Source organism: Kitasatospora sp. HPM-01-4 (genome assembly GCF_051374625.1).
Taxonomy (GTDB): Bacteria; Actinomycetota; Actinomycetes; order Streptomycetales; family Streptomycetaceae; genus Kitasatospora.
Genome location: NZ_JBPQGP010000005.1, coordinates 7,972,733 through 7,994,387, shown reverse-complemented (window position 1 = coordinate 7,994,387; position 21,655 = coordinate 7,972,733). Strand labels below are relative to the sequence as shown.

Below are 21,655 nucleotides of genomic sequence, written 5' to 3'. Positions count from 1 at the left end.
GCGCAGGAGAATCAGAAAAGTCGCGTCTCTAGGCATTCTCGGGCGCCAGCACCCACCGCAGCCCGATGACCTGCACGTTCAACCCCGGAGACCCTCTAGAACCCGCGAATTACGTCGAACCCGGGCCTCAGTCGATCAGCAATTGGGGACAGACATGGACCCGCTTGAGGGAGCAATGCTCCCCCACGATCCGACTCGACGTCGAGCACGCCGCCGCCAACCACATCCCTCGACCTCCCAGAAAGCGGGTGCCCAAGCCCTTCGCCAACACCCCGCTCCCGGCCGCCCAACGTGGTTACCTGCCTGAGCACATCCCTCAACGCCTGCCAGGCAGTTGGATGCGCATCCTGTTCGACCACGGCGCCAAGGAGTCCTGGCAGGACTCAGTCAATGAGAGGTTTCGTCGCACGGCGGCCGTCCATCTGATCCGGGCCTCAACCGGCGAATCTTTCCCGGAGGCGGCGAGGTTCCTGGGGATTCCCGCCTCCTGGGTCCACACCCCCAACACCTGGCTGTTCACCACGGATCGACACCACATCCAACAGCAACACCCCGTGGACTTCGCCGAGGCCTTCAAAGTCCTCGCCCGACATATCGCCCACACCCCCGAGCCCGTCAACTATCACTGCCGCCGTCTCCACCTCGCGCTCTGGTACCTCCGGTCCGACGACTGGCAGGCCATTCTGGATCGGTTGCCAGCCGCTGCCGAAGACCACTCGACGGATCCCGCCAGCGACGTCCATCTGGGGGCATCCGCCCACATCTGGACCGCCATCACAGGCAGCGATTGGGAGCTCGCCCCCTGCTTCAACCCCCCGCTCGCCCCCAGCCCCCAAGCGCTCTACTCCGGCCTGCCTCAGCACAACGTCCTCAAGCAGATCCACGAGCCCACAGGCGACCCCTTCTGGACGGCGCTGCGGGAAGCCCTCGACGACTACACCTTGCAGCTAACACAGCAGATCGACGCAACCCTCAACTGAACGATCGTCCCACTCTCCGTAATCGATGTCCGTGACGACCGCCAACTATCGCTTCCAGAAACCGCCAACCACCACCTCCAGCTGACACAGCCACCTGCACTAACCGCAGACCCGCCCGCCAACTACGACTTCCAGTCACAGGACTTGTGACTGGAAGGGGTGGGTAGCGGCTGGAGGTGACAGTCGGCGGCTCACCATCCCCGCCGCGGTGAGTGACTTGAGACGTGACGCCTTGGTCGGAACCCGGCCACGAGAGTTGCAGCCGGCATCGGGCGGGGACGTGCGACTTCTCGAGACAGGTGCCACCTGACCTCGGTGGGTGACACCACCCCGGGAGACGCCGAAGCCGTCGCACCGGATTGCCGCCGCACCCGTTCCCGTGGCGCGCGCAGCGCTAACATCGGGCTCCATGATCGTATGGCTCAACGGCACCCACGGCGCAGGCAAGACGACGACCAGTGCACTCGTGCAGCCGCTGATCCCGGATTCACGGGTGTTCGACGCCGAGAAGGTCGGCGAGACACTCATGGACATCACGCCGGGGCTGCCCAGGACGGACAACTTCCAGCACTGGCCGCCGTGGCGGCAGCTCGTAGTCGAGACCGCCCGCCGCGTGCTCGACTACACCGGCGGCACTCTGGTGATTCCCATGACCGTCCTGGTCGAGCAGTACTGGCGCGAGATCAGCGAGGGACTCGCCCAACATGACATCCCGGTAAGGCACTTCGTTCTCCACGCCGACCAGGACACGCTCCGCGGGCGGATCGAGGGGGACACTCTCCTCGGCCCCTCCCCGTTCCGTCTCGAATACCTTGAGCCCTACGCCGAGGCGGCCCGCACCTGGCTACACGGCGAGGCCGAGGTCGTCGACACCACGCACCTCACGCCCGCCCAGGCCGCCCTGCGGATCGCAGAGGCCGTCAAGAGCTGAGGTCCACCCGCCGTGCGCAACAGGCGCAGGTGGTGACAGCTCGCGGTCGGTCGCGAGAAGCGTGACCACCCGGTGCCGACAGGCGTGTCCCACGGACCAGAAGCCACCAGCTCGCCGAGCCTCGCCGGTCGTCCCGTCCCGGTCGATCCGGTCCCGGTCTCAAGTGATCCGGTCCGGTTCGCTCGGCGTCCCAGATGATCTGGTCCGTAGGGAACGTGCCGCCTGGACCGGCCCCCGCCCAGGCGGCCGCGCTGTCGTCAGCGAGCGAACTTCTCGATGGCCGCCGGCGTGACGGGGGTGAAGAAGTTGACGAGGTTGCCGTCGGGGTCGCGGAGCAGGAGCGAGCGGTTGCCCCAGGGCATCGTGGTGGGCTCGGTCACGAAGTCGGCGACGACATCGGTCAGGTTCCGGTACACGCCGTCCACGTCGGCGACGAGGAATTCGATGATCACACTGTTGTTGTCGGCCGGACGGGCGGAGCCGGGCGCGAACAGTGCCACGGTGCGGATGCTGCCGATCGCGAGGGTCGCGCCGGCGGTCCGCAGTTCGGCGAAGTCCTCGGTGGACCAGTCCGCCCGCACTCCGGTGGCTCGCTCGTAGAAGTCGACGAGGCGCGCGATGTCGCCGGTGATGATCCGGGTCGAGACGAAGTCCATGGTGCTCTCCTCAGGTTGGTGAAGCCGTTGCACCTCGGACGCTAGAGCAAATAGTGGACAGAATCGGTCCGGTATCAACGCTAGGCTCAGGGACATGGCTCGACCTACCAGCCGCGTACTCACCCTCCTGGAACTCCTGCAGTCGGGCGGCATCAGAACGGTGGCCGAACTCGCCGACCGGCTCGGCGTCGACGGGCGCACCGTACGGCGGTACGTGGACCACCTGGTCGACCTCGACATCCCCGTCGAGGCCGTCCGCGGCCGCTACGGCGGGTACCGGCTCGCCCCCGGGTACCGCCTGCCTCCGCTCATGCTCAACGACGACGAGGCGCTCGCCGTGCTGCTCGGCCTCGTCGCCGGCCGCAGGACGGGGTTGCTGACGGCGACCGAGACCGCGGGCGAGACGGCAGCGGCCAAGATCCGCCGGGCACTGCCCGAGCGTCTGGCCCGCCGGCTCGACGCCGTCATGGAATCCCTCGCCTTCACGGCTCCACCTGGCGAGTCGGCCACCCCGGAGACAGGGGTCCTGCTCGCCGTCGCCGATGCGGTACGCCATCGCCGCCCGATCTCGATCAGGTACACCACCCGAGACGGCCGACGAAGCGAACGCACGCTGCACCCGTACGGGATCGTCACCCATACGGGCCGGTGGTACGTCACGGGAGCCGATCCCGAGATCGGCCAGGACCGGACCTTCCGGCTCGATCGCATCGCGGACGCGAGGGCGCTGCCAGGCTCATTCGAGCCTCCCGCTGGACTCGATCCGGCACAGCGCGTCCTGTCAGGGCTCGCCAAGGCCGCGTACCGGCACGAAGTGACCCTGCGGATCCATGGGACGGTCGAACAGATCCGCACCCGGCTCCCCGCCAGCGTCGCGAGCGTGGAGGAACCCGCACCCGCGGAAGGAACGGATCCGCACACCGAGCGTTGGCTCCACGTCGAGTTGAGAGCAGAGCGGCTCGACTGGTTGCCTCCCGTCCTCGCCTCGCTCGACCGGCCGTTCGTCATCGAGCGACCGGACGAACTCCGGGACCTCGTCATCGCGCTCGCCGACCGGCTCGCCGCCTCTGCCCGCCAAGCCTGACGTCGCTGTCCGGACACCTCGCCGATTCAGCGACAGTTGTCTCACCCAAGAACCGCACGTCGAGTAGCGCTGTCAACGACATGGAGCGCGCTGAGCCACACATTTGCGACTACAGCCTCCGGTTGAAACAGACCGGCCCTCGTCGGCATCACCCGCCAGGTTCCGGGGCCCGCCACCGGTCGGCGGTATCAAGGAGCAGGGCGCCGCCCGGCCTGCCTCCCGTACAGGGCTCTGTATCCGTCGTGTATCAGGGAGCGCTTGATCGGGCGTCGATGTCGGTGGCACGGCAGAGATGTCCGATGTCTGCTGTATCGTCCCTTCACGTCCTGCCCCGTCCCGGCGACCGTCCGAAGAGGAGCCAACCGCCCGTGTCCGACCTCCGTCCGGTCCGCGTGCTGCTGGTGGAGGACGACGAGCTGATGCGGCGGTCGTTCACCGTCGCGCTCGGACGGTACGGGTACGAGATGACGGCCGCGGCCGACGGGCTCACGGGGCTGGAGCTGTTCCGGGACGGGAGCTTCGACCTGCTGATCCTGGACGTGATGCTGCCCGGGCTCGACGGGATCGGGCTGTGCCGCAGGGTGCGGGAGAGCAGCCTGGTGCCCGTGCTGATGATGTCCGCGCGCGGTGACGGACTCGACGTCGTGGCGGGGCTGGAGGCCGGGGCGGACGACTACGTGGTCAAGCCCGTCGACACGTTCGTGCTCGTCGCGCGCATCCGCTCGCTGCTGCGGCGGGCGACGTACGCACCGCTCCCGGGGCCGGAACCGGCCGCCCACGCCGAGGAGGTCCTCACCTTCGGGGACCTCGTCATCGACACCGCCGGCATGGAGGTGTCCGTCGCCGGCGAGCCCGTGGCACTGACCCCGACGGAGCTGAAGGTGCTCCTCGAGTTCGCCGCCCGCCCGGGCGTCGTGCTGGAGCGGCACACCCTGCTGCGGGACGTCTGGGACTACGGCTGGGACGGCGACAGCCGGGTCGTCGACCTCTGCGTGCAGCGGCTGCGCCGGAAGCTGGGCCGGGACCGGATCGAGACGGTCCGCGGCTTCGGCTACAAGCTCAGGCGCTGAGCCCGGTGCGACCGCTTCGCCGGACGCGGACGGGCCGTACGTCACTGCGGTGGAAGATCGCCGCGCTGGCCGCCCTCACCGCCTGCCTGGTCGCGGCGGCGGTCGGAGTGCTGGTGCACCTGTGGACCGCCCGGGACATCCGCAGCCGCGCCGCCGCCCAGGCCTTCAACACCGTCTACTCGGCCATGGACGTCTACCGCCGCACCGGCGCGCTCGTGGACGGCGCCGCGCTCGACCCGCCCGGACTTCCGGCCGCGCTGCGCGCTCCGGCCGACGACGACCGGCACACGGCCTACGACGGGAGCGTCCACGGGAACCTCGGGCCGAGCGTCTGGGGCGCCCAGCGCACCGCGGGGCCGGGCAGCCCGGTGCTCGCCGTCCAGGTCAACATGAGCCCCGAGCTCCACACCCTGGGCCGCCTCGACGCGACCGTGACGGTGGCCTCGCTGGTCGCACTCGGGGCAGCCGTGCCCCTCGCGGTGTACGGGGCCGGGCTGCTCAGCCGGCGGCTTCGGCGAGTCTTCGAGACCGCGGGCCGGATCTCCGCCGGGGACCTCGACGCCCGCACCGGGCCGACCAAGGGCCGCGACGAGGTGGCCGACATCGCCGCCGCCGTCGACCTCATGGCCGACAGTCTCGGCCGACGCCTGCGCGCCGAGCGGCAGTTCACCGCGGACGTGGCCCACGAGCTGCGAACCCCCGTCGGCGGCCTGATCGCCGCCGTCGACCTGCTGCCGCCCGGCGAGACGGAGGACCTGCTCCGCGCCCGCGTGCGCGACCTGCGCGGCCTGGTCGAGGACCTGCTGGAGATCTCGCGTCTCGACGCCGGCGCCGAACAACCGGTCCGCGCCCGGGTGCCGCTCGGCGCCGTCGTCGCGGAGGCGGTCGCGCGTACGGGCTTCGACACCGAGGTCACCGTCGAAAGGCACGGCCCGGCTGAAGGGGACGGTGCGGTCGAAGGAGAGGGCGCCGTCCTCGTGGAGACCGACCCTCGCCGGCTGGAACGCATCGTCGGCAACCTCGTCGTCAACGCCCACCGCCACGGCGCCGCCCCGGTCACCGTCGCCGTCGCCGGACGGACGGTCGTCGTGCGCGACCACGGCCCCGGCTTCCCGGCCGACCTGCTGCTCCACGGCCCGCGCCGCTTCCACACGGGCGCCCGGGAGCGCGGCTCGGGCCACGGCCTCGGGCTGACCATCGCCTTCGGCCAGGCCCGGCTCCTCGGCGCCGAACTGCGTCTGGACAACGCCGCGGACGGTGGCGCCGTCGCCACCCTGTCCCTGCCGCTGGACTGACGGCAGCCACTCGACCGACGGCGGCTACCCGACCGACGGCGGCTACCCGACCGACGGCGGGCCGACCGCGCGGCCGCTGAACCGATACGAACCGGAGCGGCCGCCGATACACAGCGGCCGGGGCCCCGATACGTTCCCCGGACACCCTTCGACGTGCAGTTCCCCGCACCGAAGAGGAGCCCCCGTGACAGTCGACCCCCTTGCCCTGAGCCCCGCCCCCGGGATCGCGGCCGCCGCCACCGACCTGACGAAGGTCTACGGCGCCGGCGACACCCGCGTCACCGCCCTGGACGGGGTGAGCATCGGCTTCCGGGAGGCCGAGTTCACCGCGATCATGGGCCCGTCCGGCTGCGGCAAGTCCACCCTGCTGCACTGCGCCGCCGGGCTCGACACGCCCACCTCCGGCTCGGTGCGCATCGGCACCACCGAGCTCGGCACGCTCGACGACCGGCAGCTCACCCGGCTGCGCCGGGACCGGATCGGCTTCGTCTTCCAGGCGTTCAACCTCCTGCCGACCCTCACCGCGCTGGAGAACATCACCCTGCCGCTCGCCATCGCCGGGCGCGGCCCCGACCAGCGCTGGCTGGACCGCGTGGTCGCCATGGTCGGCCTCACCGAGCGCCTCGGCCACCGGCCCGCGCAGCTGTCCGGCGGGCAGCAGCAGCGTGTCGCCGTCGCCCGTGCCCTGGCCGGGCGGCCAGCGGTCGTCTTCGCCGACGAGCCCACCGGCAACCTCGACTCCCGCGCGGGGACGGAGGTCCTCGGCTTCCTGCGCGACTCCGTCCGCGAACTGGGCCAGACCGTGGTCATGGTCACCCACGACCCCGTCGCCGCGGCGTTCGCCGACCGCGCGGTCTTCCTCTCCGACGGCCGCCTGGTCGACGAGATGGTGCGCCCCTCCCCCGACCGGGTGCTGGCCGTGATGCAGAGCTTCGACGCCCGCGCCACCACCCGCTGACCCCCGTCAACTGCCCAGGAGAACAAGCATGTTGAAAACGGCTCTGCGCAACGCCCTGGCGCACAAGGCCCGTCTGGCCATGACCGTGCTCGCGGTCTGCCTCGGCGTCGCGTTCGTGTCCGGCACCCTCGTGTTCGCGGACTCCACCGCGGCGGCCCACCGCGCCGCCGCCTCAAGGAACTTCGCCGGCATCGCGGTCACCGTGACGGCCAAGGAACCCCGGCCCGGGACCACCGCCGGGCAGCAGCCCAGCGCGCTCGACGACCCGCTCGCGCGGAAACTGGCCGACGTCCCCGGCGTCGCGGCCGTCCGGCCGTCCGCCGACGGCTCGGCCGTCCTGAACGCGGCGGACGGCACCCCGCTGCGGGTCGGTGCGCGGTGGGCGAACCAGGCCGCCGCGTACGTCCCGGGCCCGGACGGCACGGACGGCCGGTACCCGCTGGTCGAGGGCCGGACCCCGAAGGACGGCGACGAGATCGCCGTGGACCGCGGCACGGCCTCCGCCGGCCGGCTGAAGATCGGCGACCAGGTCACGCTCGCCACCGACGGGCCGGCCATGGCCAAGCGGCTCGTCGGCATCGTCACCACCGACGACACCCGGGTGACCGCCGGCGGCACCCTCATCCTGTTCGACCGGGCAACCGCCCAACAGCTGTTCGCCACCCCGGGCCACTACACCGGGATCGACCTCACCGCCGCGCCCGGCACCGACCCGTCCGACCTCGCCCGCCGGGTCACCGCCGTGCTCCCCGCCGACCGCGCCGAGGCCACCACCGGCGCCGCCCGGGCCGCCCAGCAGGCCGTCCTCGTCGGCACCCTGACCCGCGGCTACGAGAAGCTGCCGCTGGTCTTCGCCGGGGTCTCGCTGTTCATCGCCTCGTTCCTCATCGTCAACACCTTCACCATGCTCGTCGCGCGGCGCACCCGGGAGATCGCGCTGCTGCGGGCGATCGGCGCGCAGCGCCGCCAGGTGGCGCGCTCCGTCCTCCTGGAGGCCCTCGTGGTCGGGCTCCTGGCGTCGGCGGCCGGATTCCTGCTCGGCCTCGGCATCGCGTCGGTGCTGCCCGACCTCCTCGGCGGCGGGCTGCCCCGCGGCCCCCTGGTGATCGGCCCGGGTTCCGTCGTCGCGGCGCTCGCCGTGGGTGTGGGCGTCACCGTGCCGGCCGCGTGGCTGCCGTCCCGCCGGGCGGCCCGGGTCGCACCGATCGAGGCGCTGCGGACGGCCGAACAGCCGCCGCCCGCAAGCCGGTTGCACCTGCGGGCCGCGGCGGGCCTCGTCCTCGTCGTCCTCGGCGCCGCCCTGCTGGTGTCGCTCCGGGGTGCGAAGGACGCCTCGGAGGGGAACCTGCGGAGCGCGGTGCTCGGCTGCGCCGTCCTGGGCTGCGGCCTGATCGCGCTCGCGCCGGTGCTCGCCGCTCCGGTGATCCGGTCGTTCGGACGGCTCACCGGTCGCCTGGGCGTCGCCGGGCGCCTCGCCCGCGAGAACGCACTGCGCGACCCGCGGCGCACTGCCGCGACCGCCGCCACCCTGATGATCAGCACCGCACTGGTCGCCGGGCTCGCCACGATCGGGAACTCCGCCGCGCGGGCCCTCGACCACCGGGCGGCGGCCGGGCTCGTCGCCAACTACGTGATCGCCTCCCGCTCCACCATGGACGGCGTCGATCCGACCGCCGTCCGGCGGGTGGCCGAGACCGCCGGGGTGCGGACGGCGAGTGCCGTCACGGACTCCACCATGGTCGCCGGCGGCACGGTCCTGCAGGTCGCGGGCGTCGACCCCGAAGCGGTGGGCGCCGTCCTGCGGCCCGACGTGACCGGCGGCTCCGTCCAGGACCTCGGCCCGGGCCGGATCGCCGTCTCCGCCACCGTCGCCCGGGAGCACCACCTGAGCCCCGGGGACCGCCTCGACGCCCGTATGGGCCGCGCCCAGGACCTCCGGTCGTACACCGTCGTGGGCGTCTACCGGGACAACCCGACCGCGATGGACGTGCTCGCCGCCCGCTCCGAGGTGGCGCAGAACAGCTACCTGCCGGGCTCCGTCCAGCGGATCCTCGTCCGCACCGACGGCAGCTCGCAGGCGATGGAAGGCCGCCTGCGCACCGCGGTCGGCAACAGCCCGCTACTGAAGGTGCAGGACCGCGCCGGGTTCGTCCGCGAGGCCGCAGGCACCATGGGCGACCTGCTGGCCGTCCTGTACGGGCTGCTCGCGGTCGGCGCCGTGATCGGCGCGCTCGGCATCGTCAACACCCTGGCCGTGTCGGTCGCGGAGCGCACCCGCGAGATCGGCCTCCTGCGCGCCGTCGGCCTGGACCGCGCGGACGTCCGGCGGATGATCCGCCTGGAAGCGGTCATCGTCGCCGCGTTCGGCACCCTGCTCGGCCTGGCGGCCGGACTGGCGGGCGCCTGGGCAGTCGGCCCGCTGGCCACCGGCGCGGTCGAGCACTACACCCTGGCGCTGCCCTGGGTGACGCTGCTCCTCGTGTGCGTCGCCTCCCTCGCGATCGGCGCACTCGCCGCCACCGTCCCTGCCCGCCGCGCGGCCGCGCTCGGCCCCTTGGAGGCAACCGCGCAGGCGTGAGGCACTCCGTCCGCCCGTGGCGCCGTCCGCGGGGCCGGGACGCTCGGCGTCCAGCGACAGGTACCAGGAAGTGTCGCTTGCCGTCAGTGGCAACCGACTGCCGACTGATGACCAGCCGTAGAGCTGAACCGGCTTCCGGATCCGGGCCCTTTCGCCGGTTGAGCCGGTCCGGGCAACGTGGGGGACCGAGCGAGCTTGCAACCCCTTTCGGTTGCCTGGCGGGCTCGTCACTCATGGGCGGCCCAGTTCCTGACGGCCCGTCGGACAGATGGCCGGTCGCATCCAGCCAGGTCGTGCCTGGGTCCGCCGAGGAGCTGGCCTTGGATGCGGGCATGCCGTACCGTCCACGGCGTGGCGAGGACGTTGCGGTTGGCGGTCGCGCAGAGCACAGTGCCGGAGGATCCCACCGACCAGGGAGCCCTGCGGGCGGCCGGGCAGGAGATCAGGGCCCTGATGATTGAGGCCGCCGAGGCGGGTACGCGGCTGGTGCAGTTCCCGGAAGGGGCTGTCACCTACCCCGGCAAGCACGTGATGGCGGCCGGGCCGGCCGGCGAGCTGGTCCCGGCCGACTGGAGCCGTGCCGCGTGGGACGTCCTGCGCGAGGAAGCAGAGGCGATCACCGCGCTCGCCGGGGAACTCGGCCTGTGGACGGTGTTCGGATCGATTCACCCGCTCACTGCGCCGAACCGGCCGCACAACAGCCTCTACATCGTCTCCGACCACGGCCGGCTGGTCGCACGGTACGACAAACGGTTCCTGTCGCACACCGAGCTCTCCTTCCTGTACTCCCCGGGACGGGATCCGCTCGTCGTCGAGGTGGATGGCATCAGGCTCGGCTTCGCGCTGTGTATCGAGGCCAATTTCCCGGAGGTCTTCGCCGAGTACGAGTGCCTGGACGTCGACTGCGTCCTGCTGTCGGTGATGGTTGACGACGCGCCCCGGGCCCGCGTCGCCCAGGCGTACGGGACTCTCTACAACTACTGGCTCGGCTACTCCGTCCCGGCGCAGTTCAGCGCTACGGTGCCGTCCGGGATCGTGGCGCCCGGTGGACGGTGGCTCGCGCGCTGTCCCGCGGATGGACGTCCCGCCCTGGCGGTCGCGGACATCGACCTCGATTCGAGGGACGAGGACATCGACGTGGCCGTTCGCTACGCCCGTCCATGGCGCCGCTTGGCCCGAGCCGGGCTCTACGACGAGCGGATCCCGATCGGCGACACCCGCAGCGACACCCGTACGACCTTCTGAGGCAGGGCCGTCGCGAAGCCCGTCTACCTGACTGCCCGCCCGCGGCCCTCGGAGGCCCGCGAATCGGGGAAGAGTCGTCCGAGATGGTAGTGCAGGACCGAGACCGCGTCCTCCGCTGTCCGCTGGCCGAGCAGGACGCTCAGGCCGAGGCCGGCGGAGGCTGCCAGGAGGACGACGGCCTCCTGGCGGGCATCGAGGTGAGGATCGGTGTCCCCGGCCTGCTGGGCGGCGGTCAGCTGGCCGGCCAGGAAGTCCTCCATCTCGTTGGGTGCCGCCAGGAACGACTGGCCGGCGAGCGCGGGGTCGGTGACGGAGAGCACCGCGTACTCGGTGTAGACGAGGTGGAAGGTCCGGCTCTCCTCATCGGTGGGTACGGCTTCGAGCAGGACCGCCTCGATGATGTCGCGCGGAGCCGTCGAGGAGCCGGTCGCCCTCACCCGGTCGCGGACCCGCTCGCCCATGCGCACGGCCAGGCGGGTGAGGGCGGCGAGCAGGAGCTGCTCCTTGGTGTCGAAGTAGTACTGCACGAGCCGCACTGAGACGCCCGCCTCGATCGCGACGGACCGCATGGTGACGGCGTGCAGCCCACTGCCCGCCGCCGCGCGGAGCAGTGCGTCGATGATGTGGGCTCGCCGCTCCTCGTGATCCACCAGCTTCGGCATCGGGCTCCCTCCGAATGTTTTTATGGTACAAACATACCATCAAGTCCTGCTGTTCTGTGCACCGGGAGGGATCATGACCAGGACGAACATCGGCTACTTCGTCAGCGAGGAAGCCCGAACCAGGTTCCTTGAGGCATACGACCGTGCGATGGAGCTGTGGCCGAGTCCCCGCCGGGAACTCGATGTCGAAACCGCCTACGGCACCGTCCACGTCCACCACTACGGGCCCCGGACGGGCGAGCCGATCGTGCTGCTGCACGGCCACGCCGGGCACGCGTCCAACTGGTACCCGCAGATCGCGGCCCTGGGTGAGAACCACCCGGTCTACGCGATCGACACCCTGGACGACCCCGGCCGCAGCGTCCAGCGCGCCGTCGCGGCCGGTTCCGCGGAGAACGCCGCCTGGCTCGGTGAGGTCCTCGCCGGCCTCGGGCTGGAACGGGTCCACCTGGTCGGCCTCTCCTACGGCGGCTGGCTGGCCCTCAACCAGGCCATCCACGCACCCGAGCGCCTCGCGTCGATCGCGCCGCTGGACCCTGGCGGGATCGAGAAGGTCCCCGCGCGGTTCTACGCTCACATGATCGGTGGTCTGTTCGGAATGCTCGCTCCCCGGCGGTTCCGCCCCGCCGTGGGGCGACTGCTCGCCAATCCCGCGCTCAGCTCACCGCCCGAGATGATCGCCCCGCTGATGCTGGGCATGCGCACCTACAAGCCGAACACCCGCCCTGCGGCAAGGCCGTTCACCGATGAGGAACTGAGCTCCATCGAGCTGCCCACCCTCGTCCTGCTGGGAAGCCGCAGCGCCCTGCTCCGCCCGCGCCAGGTACTGAGGAGGGTCACCGCGCTGATCCCGGGAGTCCGGGCTGAGGTCGTGCAACGAGCCGGCCACGGACTCAACCTGGAGCGCCCTGACGTGGTCAACGAACACCTGCTGCGGTTCATCGCCTCCTGCCAACGGGGGTCACGGGTCTGAACGGCCGCGCCGGCCGGTGGAGCGCCGGCCGCGGGGACTCCAGGGGCGCCGGCGGGAGCCCCTGGAGAGCACAGACGGCGCGGCTCATGCCAGGATGCTCGGCATGTCCGGTCGCGCACTGAGCTTCGGAGTGATGGCGGAAGCGTACGAGCGGTTCCGCCCGGGGTATCCCGCGGAGCTCTTCGAGATGGTGACGGCGTACGCGGGTCATCCGGTTCGGACGGCCCTTGAGATCGGCGCGGGAACGGGCAAAGCGACCCGCCTGTTCGCTCGACGGGGGGTCGCGGTCACCGCGACCGAGCCCGACGGGGCCATGCTCGCCGAGCTGCGCAAGCACGTGCCGGCAGACGTCAGGACGGTGCAAGCCGCGTTCGAGGACCTGCGGCCGGGCGAGAAGTACCGGCTGGTCTATGCGGCAGCAGCGCTGCACTGGACGAATCCGGAAGGTCGGTGGTCACGCATGGCCGCGCTGCTGGAGCCGGATGGCGTGTTCGCCTCGTTCGGCGGGCCGCTCCGGCTGGCCGACCCGAAGGTGGAGGAGGCTGTTCGCGCGGCACGGGCACCGTTCCTGGAGAGCGACGAGGTTCCCTCCCCGGACGGGACGCCTCCGGAGCATGACATGCAGTGGCCGGGCACGGAGCTCCAACGGTCCGAGTGGTTCACCGATGTTCAACAGGCGGTTGTCGAAAGGCGCTTGACGATGAGCGCCCACGACTTCGTCGGCCATCTCTCGACCGTCTCGGCCTATCTCGTACTGCCTGCCTCCGAGCGGGAGCAGGTGTTCAGCCAGATCATCCGGGTTCTGCCCGAGAGGGTCGGGATGGCCGCCGACATCACCGTCCATCTCGCGCGCCGGTGCCAGTAGGGCTCGGTCAACCGGTGGACCTCCGTCCGGCGTTGACGGCACGGCGAGGGGCCGCTGCCGCGCCGGGATCCGCCCCCCCGGCGCGTAATCCGCTTGACCCGGCGACACGGCAACGCTGCACTGTGGCAGGGCACCACAAGCCGTGGTGCCGGTGTCCGGGGAGGCAACAGCAGCAATGAAGATCCGTTCCACGACCGCCCAGGACCTCGACGTCTTCGTCGACACGCTCCATGCCGCGTTCGGGCGCTTCCCGGAGACCCCGGCCGAGGGCGGCGGCGGGGTCTGGTGGTCGGCGTTCGAAATGGACCGCAATCTGCTCGCCGTGACGGCGGACGGGCGGCCCGTCGGGACGGCCGGTACGTACTCCTTCGAACTCACCCTGCCCGGTGAGATCCTCGCCCCCGCCCCCGGGGTGACCGCCGTCGGCGTCCTGCCCTCGCACCGACGCCAGGGCGTGCTCAGGGCGATGATGCGGCATCAGCTCACCGAGCTGCGGGCCCGAGGGGAGTTCCTCTCCGTACTGCTGGCCTCCGAGGCCTCGATCTACGGCAGGTTCGGCTACGGCCCGGCGACCTACACGCAGCGGCTGACGGTGCCGCGCCACCGCGCCGCCCTCACCCTCTCCCGGGCACGCGGAACGGCCGACGCCCCGGTGACCGGCTCGGTCGAGCTGCTGCGTCGTACCGAGTGCGGCGAGATCCTGGAAGAGGTCTACGACCGGTACCGCCGCGCACAGCCCGGCGCGCTGTCCCGGCCGCACCGCTGGTGGGCCTTGGGCGCGGGGCAGCCCCCGGTCGCGCCGGCGCCGCGCTACGTCGCCGTCCACCGCGACACCGACGGCGTGCCGGACGGGTACGCCACCTACTCGATCGACCAGCCCGACACCTTGACCGTCGACGAGATCATCGCCACCGACGACGCCGTCTACACGGCCCTGGCCCGGTGCCTGCTCGGACACGACCTGGTCACTCAGGTGGTGTTCAAGCACTTCCCGCCCGAGCACCCGCTGCGCTGGCAGCTCTCGGACTTCAACGCCGGCCAGCTGAGCAACCACACCGACTGGCTCTGGGTGCGGCTGCTGGACGTCCCGCGTGCGCTGACCACGCGCGGCTGGCTCACGGACGGCGAGCTCGTCCTCGACATCGACGACCCGTTCCTCGGCGAGCACGGCCGCTACCTGCTGACCGTCCGGGACGGCAAGGCCGACTGCGTCCCGACGGACCGTGAGCCCGACCTGTCCCTGGACGTGAGGGACCTGGGCTCGGTCTACCTCGGCGGCACCGCCCCGAGCACGCTCGTGCGTGCCGGACACATCCGGGCCCACCGCCCGGGCGCGGCCGCCCTCGCCGACGCCCTCTTCCGCGCCGAGCGCCCCCCGCACTGCCTGCACTGGTTCTGAGCCCGCACACGCCGACCGAGGGCACACCGCCCACTGCCGACCCGCCCCGAAGGAGGGCGGGTCGGCTCTCACCCTGGCGCGGATCGCACCGGCAGAACCACCCGCACATCCCGCACCACGTCAGAGCGGTCCGAGCCGGCACCACCGGTGCCGGAGCGGGTGCCAGGTTGCCGAGCACGGGCGGAAGCCGTCGGCCCGGGCCGTCCACCGGGGACGCGCCTCAGCCCACCGCCTTCCTCACGAGCGCACCGATCCGCTCCTCCACCTCGGCCGTCACCTCGGTCAGGGCGAAACCGGCCGCCCACATCGTGCCCTCGTCCAGCTTCGCCTGGTCGCTGAACCCCAGAGTCGCGTAGCGCGACTTGAACTTCTCCGCGCTCTGGAAGAAGCAGAGGACCTTTCCGTCCAGCGCGTAGGCGGGCATCCCGTACCAGAGCTTCGGCGCGAGGGCCGGGGCGTTGGCGGTGATGACGGCGTGGACGCGCTCGGCCATGATCCGGTCCGCGTCCCGCATCTCGGCGATCTTCGCGAGCACGTCCCGCTCCGCCTCCGCCGCCTTGTCCGCGCGCGAGCTGCGGCGCGCGGCCTTCTTCTGCTCCTGGGCGTGCTCCTTCATCGCGGCCCGCTCCTCGGCCGTGAATCCCTCGTACGCGCTGCTCTCGGTGCTGCTCATGGCGGATTCCCTCCTGAAGGTCCCGATGCGCGGGACCTTGCGAGGGGACGCTATCCCGGCCCACTGACAACCGACCCACTGACAACCGGCCCGGGTCACGCTCCCGGTGTCGAGCAGCCTCCGGGCCGTTCCACGACGAACTCCCGGTGCAGGCCCGCCAGTCCGGGCGCCCCGAGTGTGCGGGCCGCCAGCCAGGCGGCCGCGCCGGCCGCGTCGCCCGCGTGCGGGACCTCCGCTTCCGGCCACCGCCCCGAGATCCTTTCGCGTACCGCCGCCGCCAGCGGTGAGCCCTCCGAGAGCACTCCACCCGCCAGTACCACCGGATCCGTCGAACTCGCCGGCCGGACGGTGCCGAGGGTCGCGAGCAGTTGGTCCGCCGCCTCCGCCACCAGCCTCCGCGCCTCGGGCTCACCCGCCTCGGCGGCCCGCAGCACCAGCGGCGCCAGGCGTGCCAGCCGTACCGGCGCCTCCGCGTGCACCGCGCCGATCAGCGCCGATCGAGGATCCGCGATCGCCCCGTCACCGAGCAGAGCCTCGGCCACCGCCCCCGGCAAGCCGGTCAGCGCCTCCCGCCGGTCGATCCGGCCCAGCGTCAGCCGTACGGCGGAGCGCCCGAGCCAGTAGCCGGAGCCCCGGTCGCCGAGCAGCCAGCCATGACCGTCCGCGAGCCGCACCGGGGCGAAGTCGCGGCACTCCCCCGCGACCGCGCCCGTACCGCTGATCAGGACCGAGCCCGCCGGTCGGCTGGTGCCCGCCGCGAACGCCAACTCCACATCGCTGGCCAGCCGCGGTTCGACGGTCAGCCCGGACTCGGCCCAGATCTCCGCCAGCCCGGCCGCGGCCACCAGTCCGCCCGCGAGCCCCAGCACCCCGGCGGCCACGCGCCTTGGATCCACCCCGTCCAGCGCCGCGTGGAGGGTGCGGGCGATGCTGCGGGCGGCCGCTTCCGCGCCGTGCGAGACCGGGTTCCCTCCGCCGCCGCGCGCCGCGCCGACGACGCGGCCGCTCAGCTCGGCGACCACCACCCGGGTGGCGGTCCCCCCGACGTCCAGCCCCAGGACCAGCGGCTCCGAATCCGATGGTGTGCTCATGGCGCCCGTCCTACCCCGCCGCCGATCCGTCAAGCCCGCCGTGACGCTCGCGGTCCCTCACGCCGTGCGCCGGATCCGGCCGGCATAGCGCGCCTCCAGGGCCTGGTTGTGCTCGTCACCGCCGGGCACGTTGGCGGACAGGTAGACCGGCGGAGTACCACCGGACTCCTCGATCCGCCGGATCACCTCGGCGACCATCTGCTGAGCGAGCAGGGCGGCCGTGATCGAGGAGATCCCGCAGGCGCGGCCGCCGCCATGCATCGGCAGGACCGCGTCACCGTACGGTGCGCCGTTGTCCAGCACCACGTCGGCGAGGTCGCGCAGCCGCTGCCCGGACGGATGCTTGGGCCGGACCCGGGCGGTGTGCTCGGCGGAGGTGACCGCGATCAGTCCGTGCCCGTTCTCCTTGGCCAGCCGGGCGAGTTCGACCACGCAGCCGTTGACGCCGGAGTTGGAGGCGAGCACGAACACGTCGGCCGGCCGCGGATCCGCCAACTCGTAGAGCAGAGCGGCGGATTCGGTACCGCGCTCCAACTCCGGCCCCTCCAGCACCCCGACCGGACGGCCGCCGTAGAGCACCACGTCCCGCAGCGCGATCCGGTTACTCGGCACCAACCCTCCCGCACGTCCGGCGAGTTCCATCGCGAAGGCCTCGGAGTGCCCGGTACCGAAGGCCTGCACGATACCGTCCGCCGCCAGCGCGGCCGTGATCATCCCGGCCGCCCGCCGCACCCCCTCAGCCTGCTGCTCGCCGACCCGCGCGATGGCGGCCTGCGCGGCCGCCACGAAGTCCACTGCCGAGGGTGAGGGCACCGGTTCCTCCTCGTCGAGACCACTGCGATCGACCAACTATCGACAGTGCCTGACTTCCTGTCAACGACTGGACTGGACCAGATGTTTCACGCCGGCCTCCTGTCGAACAGGTTCTTCCGAACCTCGTCTCTTTAAACACAGGCCCGCGCCCACCACGACGTCGACGGCGATCTCGATCGTCTGCGGGATAGCTGAGCGAGGCCTCCGGGGGCGGACTCACCAGCACTCGGGTGCGGCAGGTCACAAGCACACGCCTTCGATCCGAGGTGGTCGACCCGTGGCCCGGAGGAGGCCCGGCCACTCCGGCTGCCGGACCGGCGGTCCTGGTCGCACGGCCGGCGAAGCGGTCGGCACCGCTCATCGGCGCACCCGCCGCCGCGAAGATCACACGTACCGGCGGGCACATCGGCGGCGTGGTGCCCGCGGGTGGTGCCGATGGCCGATTACGCGGGCGTAGGGTCGCTCGGCTGGGTGATCGGTGGGTGTGCTTGCGGTTCGCCGGGGCGGGCGGTGCCAACACTTTCCTGCGGGACCGACCCCGGCAGCCTCCGGCGGCGGGGGTTCCCGCATGACCAGGCACCATCCGCCACAGGAATGGAGAACACCGTGAAGGACATCCGCAGGGCCCTCGTGCTTGCCGGGGCAGCCGGTGCGCTCGTACTCGGGTCGGCAGGGGTGGCCTCCGCCTCGGCCAACGCCGTGGGCGCCGCCATCAACTCGCCGGGTGTGCTCTCCGGCAACAACATCCAGATCCCGATCGACATCAAGGCCAACATCTGCGGGAACAGCATCGGCGTCATCAGCATCCTCAACCCGACGATCGGCAGCTTCTGCTTCAACGGGCACTGACCCGACTTGTCCCGGGACGACGGCGTGGAACCGGTGCAGCCACGGTAGGCGGCACCGGTTCCCGTCCGTCGGCCCCCTCGCCAAACCTGGGGAGGCAGCCCTCACCGGTGCACCGGCGCTCCCCATCGCCCAACGAAGCGGTACCGGGCCGGGCGGGTTCCGCTCGGGCGCGCCCGCTCCGCGATCTCGCGTCCCGCATGAACGACGCCTACCCGTAACGGAGTTCGGCGACGGCGGTGGTCGCGGCCGGGACGATCCGTACGCGCCGAGCCGGCGGGCGCGGCCCCGGGGCGGCCGGGCGGACGACGGTGCGGAGAGGACGGGCCCCGGTCGGCCTCCGCCCTGGATCCTCGAACCTCCCTGGAAAGCGCACGGGTTGAGGGTCGGTGACGGTCTCGGCCGTCAGCTACAGCCCCGTTCGCGGCTCAGTCGGCGGCCGGGAGCGCGAAGCGCACACCGCTCAGCCGCTCCGACAGCTGCCACAACCGGCTACCGGTCTCGGGATCGGCGGCCCTCGGAGCCAGTCGCACCCGCTTGGGCGCACCGCGCAGCTCACCCATGCCGTCCAGCCCGAACAGCTCGCCGCCCCGCACGTCCGGGGCGGTGGCCGCGTACAGCTGGGGCAGCGCACCCTGGTCCGAGGACTGGGCGAGCGGTCGCCCCGCCCAGGAGCCGCCGTCGGCCGCCCTGCGGCACATGGTGTGGTGCTTCATCGACGCCTGCGCCGGCCATGCGGACCGGGCCCTGCGCGTCGTGCAGTTGATCCTGGGGACGCCGGCCCTGCTCGCCCGCTTCCTGGAGCGCCAGGCACAGTGGCGCGACGAGTTGGCGGCGGAGGTGGCCCGCCGCCTCGACCTCGACCCCGCGACGGAGCTGTACCCGCACCTGGCCGCCGGAACAGCGCTGACGGCCTTTCACACCGTGCTTCAGCGGTGGAGCGACAGCGGCGGCACCGAGGACCCCGCCGCACTGACCGACCGGGCCTTCGCCGTCCTCGCGCCGGCCCTGGACGCCGTCGTGCGATCCGGGGCACCCGCCGATCGGCCGTCGCCGTCCTGACGGCGGGCCGAGGCCGGGCACGCCCCGCGCCCGACGAGGGTGCCGCACTGTCCGACCAGGGTGCCGCGTCACTCAACTCGGCTGGTGGAGCCGGTTTGAAGTACCGGTATCGGCCAGTTCCGGCGCAGCCGGGCGGACCGCCCCGGCTCACATGGCCGCTGACGGTGCCCCGGTGGCTCTCGTCCTGTCGGCGGGTTCCGCGCCGTCCTCGGCGGGGAGGACGACGGGCTCCAGGTCGCCGCCGTTGAGGGTCTCGCCGCAGTGTCCGCAGACGATGCGGGGCATGGTGAGCTCCCCGCAGGTGCGGTGCCGCAGGCCCCGCATCTTGGGCCGCTCGGGGTGCCAGTGGTTGTGGGTCCACTGGGACAGCGTGATCCAGGCGGGGACGATCTCGCGGGCGGCGGCGGTGAGCCGGTAGTCGAACCAGTCCTTGTCCGGCCGGTAGCGGTGGCGCTCCAGCAACTCGACCTCGACGAGCCCGTTGAGACGCGCGGTGAGCGTGTTGGGGGCGATGCCCAGGGTGCGCTGCAACGCCCCGAAGCGCTCGACCCCGTAGAAGACCTCGCGGAGGATCGCGTAGTTCCACCGCTCGCCGAGCAGGGCGAACAGCTCCTGAGCCAGCGGAAGACCGGACTGGGACGGTGCGCAGTCGGTGCCGTGACGGCTGCCGCCGTCACCGTTGCGATGCTCGCTGGTCGACATGGTCCAAGGTTACCCAACTGACTAAAAGTCAGAAGTACATCTGGACAGCAAGTACTTCCAGATCGATAGTGATCGTGGGCCGTCCGACGGCACACACCGCGGACGGCCCGGGACTGGAGGGACCAGAACACGAGGAAGGAGTCGCCGTCATGCGGGTCTTGGTCGATCTCGCACGGTGTCAGAGCTACGGGCAGTGCGTCTTCGCCGCCCCCGAGATCTTCGAGCTGACCGGACCGGAGGTCCTCGAATACGACAGCGCCCCGGCGGACCTGCTGCGTGAGCAGGCCGAACGCGCCCGGGCCGCCTGCCCGGTCCAGGCCATCACCATCGGACCGGCGGCCGGCCCCGCGCGGGAGGCCGACGCGCTCCCACCGCGCACCGCGGCGGCCGACGCGGATCGGGGGCGGCGGTGAGCGCGGCCGTGAGCAGCGGCGGTGACCACCGGTCCTCCCCCGCGCCGGCGGCCGGCGGCTTACCGGACGACGGTCGGGTGGTGATCGTGGGCGCGTCCCTCGCCGGTCTGCGCGGGGCCGAGGCGCTGCGCGAGCAGGGGTTCGCCGGACGGATCACCCTCGTGGGAGCGGAGCCCCATCCGCCCTACGACCGGCCGCCGTTGTCGAAACGGGTGCTGGCCGGACGGATGTCCGCCGACGACACCGGGCTTCCCCAACGGGAGGGGTTCGAGGCCCAGTGGCGCCTGGGCACCGCCGCGGTCGCCCTCGACCGGGCGGCGCACACCGTGACGCTCGCCGACGGCGAGGTGCACGGCTTCGACAAACTGCTCATCGCCACGGGTACCAGGGCGCGCCGCTGGGCGAATCCGGAGGAGGCCGCCCTGGACGGGGTCTTCAGCGTCCGCACCCGTGACGACGCCCGAGCGCTGCAGGCCAGGCTGGCCGCGCGGCCGCGACGGGTCCTGGTGATCGGCGCGGGCTTCGTGGGCTCGGAGGCGGCTTCGGTGTGCCGGGAGCTGGGCCTCGACGTGACCGTCGTCGAGCGCTCCCCGGGCCCGTTGACGGGCGCTCTGGGCGGCCCGGCCGGTGCTCTGGCCGGTCGCCTGCAACGCCGCCACGGAGTCGACCTGCGCACCCGCACCTCGGTGCTGTCCCTGGCCGGGGACCAGGCCGGCCGCCTGTGCCGGGCCGAACTCTCGGACGGCGACGCGCTCGAAGCCGACGTGGCCGTCGTCGCCCTGGGGGCCGTCCGCAACGTCGAGTGGCTCGCGGGCTCCGGGCTCGCCGTGGACGGCCGCGGCGTGCGGTGCGACGCCTACTGCCGTGCGATCGACAGCACCGGGCAGCCCGACGAGGACATCCTGGTGGCGGGGGACGTCGCCCGCTGGCCGCACCCGCTCTTCGGCGACGAGCTCCTTGCCGTCGAGCACTGGGACAACGCGGTCCGGCAGGCACGCACCGCCGCGGTGACCATGCTGCACGGCCCGGTCCGGCCGCACTCCGCGCTGCCGGCCTTCTGGTCCAACCAGTTCGGCGTGAACATCAAGTCGGTCGGCCTGCCCTCGCGAGCCGATCAGGTCGCGGTGGTCCAGGGCTCGGTGGCGGACTCGTCCTTCGTCGCCGCCTACGGTCGACGAGGCCGTGTCATCGGCGCGCTGGCGGTCAACATGCCCCGCGTACTCGACGCCTACGCCGCGATGGTCACGAGCCGTGCGAGCTTTCCCCCGGCCGGGCGGATCCCCGACGCCCCCGATCCCATCCGGGTGCTCGCCACCTCACCCTCGCCGCTCGAACCCACCGTCCAGCTCAGTTGAGGAG

At 72.1% G+C, this 21,655-nt stretch carries 20 protein-coding genes and 2 pseudogenes; 15 read left to right on the top strand and 7 right to left on the bottom strand.

Annotation, left to right across the window (positions count from 1 at the left end; genetic code table 11):
- Window positions 1-338: 338 nt before the first annotated feature.
- Both ACSMTC_RS34565 and ACSMTC_RS34560 read left to right on the top strand, forming a co-directional pair.
- Window positions 339-980: a hypothetical protein gene (locus tag ACSMTC_RS34565; RefSeq protein WP_436563680.1), complete on the top strand. Its 642-nt coding sequence runs from the start codon at window positions 339-341 to the stop codon at window positions 978-980.
- A 409-nt stretch (window positions 981-1,389) separates the two neighbouring features.
- Entirely contained in the window at window positions 1,390-1,911 is a 522-nt protein-coding gene (locus tag ACSMTC_RS34560) for an AAA family ATPase (RefSeq protein ID WP_436563679.1), read from the top strand.
- Window positions 1,912-2,168: 257 nt separating this feature from the next.
- Here ACSMTC_RS34560 and ACSMTC_RS34555 read toward each other — a convergent pair whose 3' ends face one another.
- Complete coding sequence (locus tag ACSMTC_RS34555) at window positions 2,169-2,567, bottom strand: VOC family protein (RefSeq protein ID WP_436563678.1); 399 nt, start codon at window positions 2,565-2,567, stop codon at window positions 2,169-2,171.
- 94 nt (window positions 2,568-2,661) lie between these two features.
- On the opposite strand from ACSMTC_RS34555, the gene ACSMTC_RS34550 reads away from it, so the two are divergent.
- From ACSMTC_RS34550 to ACSMTC_RS34525, 6 genes are all read left to right on the top strand, one after another.
- Window positions 2,662-3,651: a helix-turn-helix transcriptional regulator gene (locus tag ACSMTC_RS34550; RefSeq protein ID WP_436563677.1), complete on the top strand. Its 990-nt coding sequence runs from the start codon at window positions 2,662-2,664 to the stop codon at window positions 3,649-3,651.
- Window positions 3,652-4,043: 392 nt separating this feature from the next.
- Window positions 4,044-4,721: a two-component system response regulator CseB gene (cseB, locus tag ACSMTC_RS34545; RefSeq protein WP_436564897.1), complete on the top strand. Its 678-nt coding sequence runs from the start codon at window positions 4,044-4,046 to the stop codon at window positions 4,719-4,721.
- Complete coding sequence (locus tag ACSMTC_RS34540; RefSeq protein ID WP_436564896.1) at window positions 4,718-6,016, top strand: sensor histidine kinase; 1,299 nt, start codon at window positions 4,718-4,720, stop codon at window positions 6,014-6,016. Before cseB ends, ACSMTC_RS34540 begins: the two co-directional genes overlap by 4 nt.
- Before the next feature lie 205 nt (window positions 6,017-6,221).
- Window positions 6,222-6,974, top strand: a complete 753-nt coding sequence (locus tag ACSMTC_RS34535; protein ID WP_436564895.1) for an ABC transporter ATP-binding protein — start codon at window positions 6,222-6,224, stop codon at window positions 6,972-6,974.
- Between the two features lie 28 nt (window positions 6,975-7,002).
- Window positions 7,003-9,552, top strand: a complete 2,550-nt coding sequence (locus ACSMTC_RS34530) for an ABC transporter permease (RefSeq protein WP_436563676.1) — start codon at window positions 7,003-7,005, stop codon at window positions 9,550-9,552.
- Between the two features lie 351 nt (window positions 9,553-9,903).
- Window positions 9,904-10,797 carry a carbon-nitrogen hydrolase family protein gene (locus ACSMTC_RS34525; RefSeq protein WP_436563675.1) on the top strand — a complete coding sequence of 298 codons (894 nt, stop codon included), beginning with the start codon at window positions 9,904-9,906 and terminating at the stop codon, window positions 10,795-10,797.
- Between the two features lie 23 nt (window positions 10,798-10,820).
- On the opposite strand, the gene ACSMTC_RS34520 is transcribed toward ACSMTC_RS34525, so the two are convergent.
- Complete coding sequence (locus ACSMTC_RS34520) at window positions 10,821-11,459, bottom strand: TetR/AcrR family transcriptional regulator (RefSeq protein ID WP_436563674.1); 639 nt, start codon at window positions 11,457-11,459, stop codon at window positions 10,821-10,823.
- A gap of 73 nt (window positions 11,460-11,532) precedes the next feature.
- On the opposite strand from ACSMTC_RS34520, the gene ACSMTC_RS34515 reads away from it, so the two are divergent.
- The 3 genes from ACSMTC_RS34515 to ACSMTC_RS34505 all read left to right on the top strand — a co-directional run bounded on the left by ACSMTC_RS34515 (window position 11,533) and on the right by ACSMTC_RS34505 (window position 14,696).
- The gene (locus ACSMTC_RS34515) at window positions 11,533-12,432 is read left to right on the top strand and encodes an alpha/beta fold hydrolase (protein WP_436563673.1); all 900 of its coding nucleotides are present in this window, start codon (window positions 11,533-11,535) and stop codon (window positions 12,430-12,432) included.
- Window positions 12,433-12,535: 103 nt separating this feature from the next.
- Window positions 12,536-13,297: a class I SAM-dependent methyltransferase gene (locus tag ACSMTC_RS34510; protein ID WP_436563672.1), complete on the top strand. Its 762-nt coding sequence runs from the start codon at window positions 12,536-12,538 to the stop codon at window positions 13,295-13,297.
- A 175-nt stretch (window positions 13,298-13,472) separates the two neighbouring features.
- Window positions 13,473-14,696: a GNAT family N-acetyltransferase gene (locus tag ACSMTC_RS34505; protein ID WP_436563671.1), complete on the top strand. Its 1,224-nt coding sequence runs from the start codon at window positions 13,473-13,475 to the stop codon at window positions 14,694-14,696.
- A gap of 220 nt (window positions 14,697-14,916) precedes the next feature.
- On the opposite strand, the gene ACSMTC_RS34500 is transcribed toward ACSMTC_RS34505, so the two are convergent.
- The 3 genes from ACSMTC_RS34500 to ACSMTC_RS34490 all read right to left on the bottom strand — a co-directional run bounded on the left by ACSMTC_RS34500 (window position 14,917) and on the right by ACSMTC_RS34490 (window position 17,273).
- Window positions 14,917-15,369, bottom strand: a complete 453-nt coding sequence (locus ACSMTC_RS34500) for an iron chaperone (RefSeq protein WP_436563670.1) — start codon at window positions 15,367-15,369, stop codon at window positions 14,917-14,919.
- A gap of 95 nt (window positions 15,370-15,464) precedes the next feature.
- Window positions 15,465-16,460: an N-acetylglucosamine kinase gene (locus ACSMTC_RS34495; protein WP_436563669.1), complete on the bottom strand. Its 996-nt coding sequence runs from the start codon at window positions 16,458-16,460 to the stop codon at window positions 15,465-15,467.
- A 57-nt stretch (window positions 16,461-16,517) separates the two neighbouring features.
- Window positions 16,518-17,273 carry a sugar isomerase domain-containing protein gene (locus ACSMTC_RS34490; protein ID WP_436563668.1) on the bottom strand — a complete coding sequence of 252 codons (756 nt, stop codon included), beginning with the start codon at window positions 17,271-17,273 and terminating at the stop codon, window positions 16,518-16,520.
- A 594-nt stretch (window positions 17,274-17,867) separates the two neighbouring features.
- On the opposite strand from ACSMTC_RS34490, the gene ACSMTC_RS34485 reads away from it, so the two are divergent.
- Window positions 17,868-18,122 carry a chaplin gene (locus ACSMTC_RS34485; RefSeq protein WP_436563667.1) on the top strand — a complete coding sequence of 85 codons (255 nt, stop codon included), beginning with the start codon at window positions 17,868-17,870 and terminating at the stop codon, window positions 18,120-18,122.
- A gap of 425 nt (window positions 18,123-18,547) precedes the next feature.
- On the opposite strand, the pseudogene ACSMTC_RS34480 reads toward ACSMTC_RS34485, so the two are convergent.
- A pseudogene (locus ACSMTC_RS34480) lies at window positions 18,548-18,781 on the bottom strand (short-chain dehydrogenase); the annotation flags it as partial.
- On the opposite strand from ACSMTC_RS34480, the pseudogene ACSMTC_RS34475 reads away from it, so the two are divergent.
- A pseudogene (locus ACSMTC_RS34475) lies at window positions 18,774-19,181 on the top strand (acyl-CoA-like ligand-binding transcription factor); the annotation flags it as partial. The pseudogenes ACSMTC_RS34480 and ACSMTC_RS34475 overlap by 8 nt on opposite strands.
- 147 nt (window positions 19,182-19,328) lie before the next feature.
- On the opposite strand, the gene ACSMTC_RS34470 reads toward ACSMTC_RS34475, so the two are convergent.
- Complete coding sequence (locus tag ACSMTC_RS34470) at window positions 19,329-19,883, bottom strand: winged helix-turn-helix transcriptional regulator (RefSeq protein ID WP_436563666.1); 555 nt, start codon at window positions 19,881-19,883, stop codon at window positions 19,329-19,331.
- Window positions 19,884-20,032: 149 nt separating this feature from the next.
- Between ACSMTC_RS34470 and ACSMTC_RS34465 the strand changes: the two genes are divergently transcribed.
- Window positions 20,033-20,296, top strand: a complete 264-nt coding sequence (locus ACSMTC_RS34465) for a ferredoxin (protein ID WP_436563665.1) — start codon at window positions 20,033-20,035, stop codon at window positions 20,294-20,296.
- Window positions 20,293-21,651 carry an NAD(P)/FAD-dependent oxidoreductase gene (locus tag ACSMTC_RS34460; protein ID WP_436563664.1) on the top strand — a complete coding sequence of 453 codons (1,359 nt, stop codon included), beginning with the start codon at window positions 20,293-20,295 and terminating at the stop codon, window positions 21,649-21,651. The genes ACSMTC_RS34465 and ACSMTC_RS34460 overlap by 4 nt, the downstream gene beginning before the upstream one ends.
- Window positions 21,652-21,655 lie beyond the last annotated feature (4 nt).

Excerpts from the sequence above, each read along its gene's own strand:
- ACSMTC_RS34565 (WP_436563680.1), top strand. The coding sequence starts at position 339 with ATGCGCATCCTGTTCGACCACGGCGCCAAGGAGTCCTGGCAGGACTCA.
- ACSMTC_RS34560 (WP_436563679.1), top strand. The coding sequence starts at position 1,390 with ATGATCGTATGGCTCAACGGCACCCACGGCGCAGGCAAGACGACGACC.
- ACSMTC_RS34555 (WP_436563678.1), bottom strand. The coding sequence starts at position 2,567 with ATGGACTTCGTCTCGACCCGGATCATCACCGGCGACATCGCGCGCCTC.
- ACSMTC_RS34550 (WP_436563677.1), top strand. The coding sequence starts at position 2,662 with ATGGCTCGACCTACCAGCCGCGTACTCACCCTCCTGGAACTCCTGCAG.
- ACSMTC_RS34530 (WP_436563676.1), top strand. The coding sequence starts at position 7,003 with ATGTTGAAAACGGCTCTGCGCAACGCCCTGGCGCACAAGGCCCGTCTG.
- ACSMTC_RS34520 (WP_436563674.1), bottom strand. The coding sequence starts at position 11,459 with ATGCCGAAGCTGGTGGATCACGAGGAGCGGCGAGCCCACATCATCGAC.
- ACSMTC_RS34515 (WP_436563673.1), top strand. The coding sequence starts at position 11,533 with ATGACCAGGACGAACATCGGCTACTTCGTCAGCGAGGAAGCCCGAACC.
- ACSMTC_RS34510 (WP_436563672.1), top strand. The coding sequence starts at position 12,536 with ATGTCCGGTCGCGCACTGAGCTTCGGAGTGATGGCGGAAGCGTACGAG.
- ACSMTC_RS34505 (WP_436563671.1), top strand. The coding sequence starts at position 13,473 with ATGAAGATCCGTTCCACGACCGCCCAGGACCTCGACGTCTTCGTCGAC.
- ACSMTC_RS34500 (WP_436563670.1), bottom strand. The coding sequence starts at position 15,369 with ATGAGCAGCACCGAGAGCAGCGCGTACGAGGGATTCACGGCCGAGGAG.
- ACSMTC_RS34495 (WP_436563669.1), bottom strand. The coding sequence starts at position 16,460 with ATGAGCACACCATCGGATTCGGAGCCGCTGGTCCTGGGGCTGGACGTC.
- ACSMTC_RS34485 (WP_436563667.1), top strand. The coding sequence starts at position 17,868 with ATGGAGAACACCGTGAAGGACATCCGCAGGGCCCTCGTGCTTGCCGGG.
- ACSMTC_RS34470 (WP_436563666.1), bottom strand. The coding sequence starts at position 19,883 with ATGTCGACCAGCGAGCATCGCAACGGTGACGGCGGCAGCCGTCACGGC.
- ACSMTC_RS34465 (WP_436563665.1), top strand. The coding sequence starts at position 20,033 with ATGCGGGTCTTGGTCGATCTCGCACGGTGTCAGAGCTACGGGCAGTGC.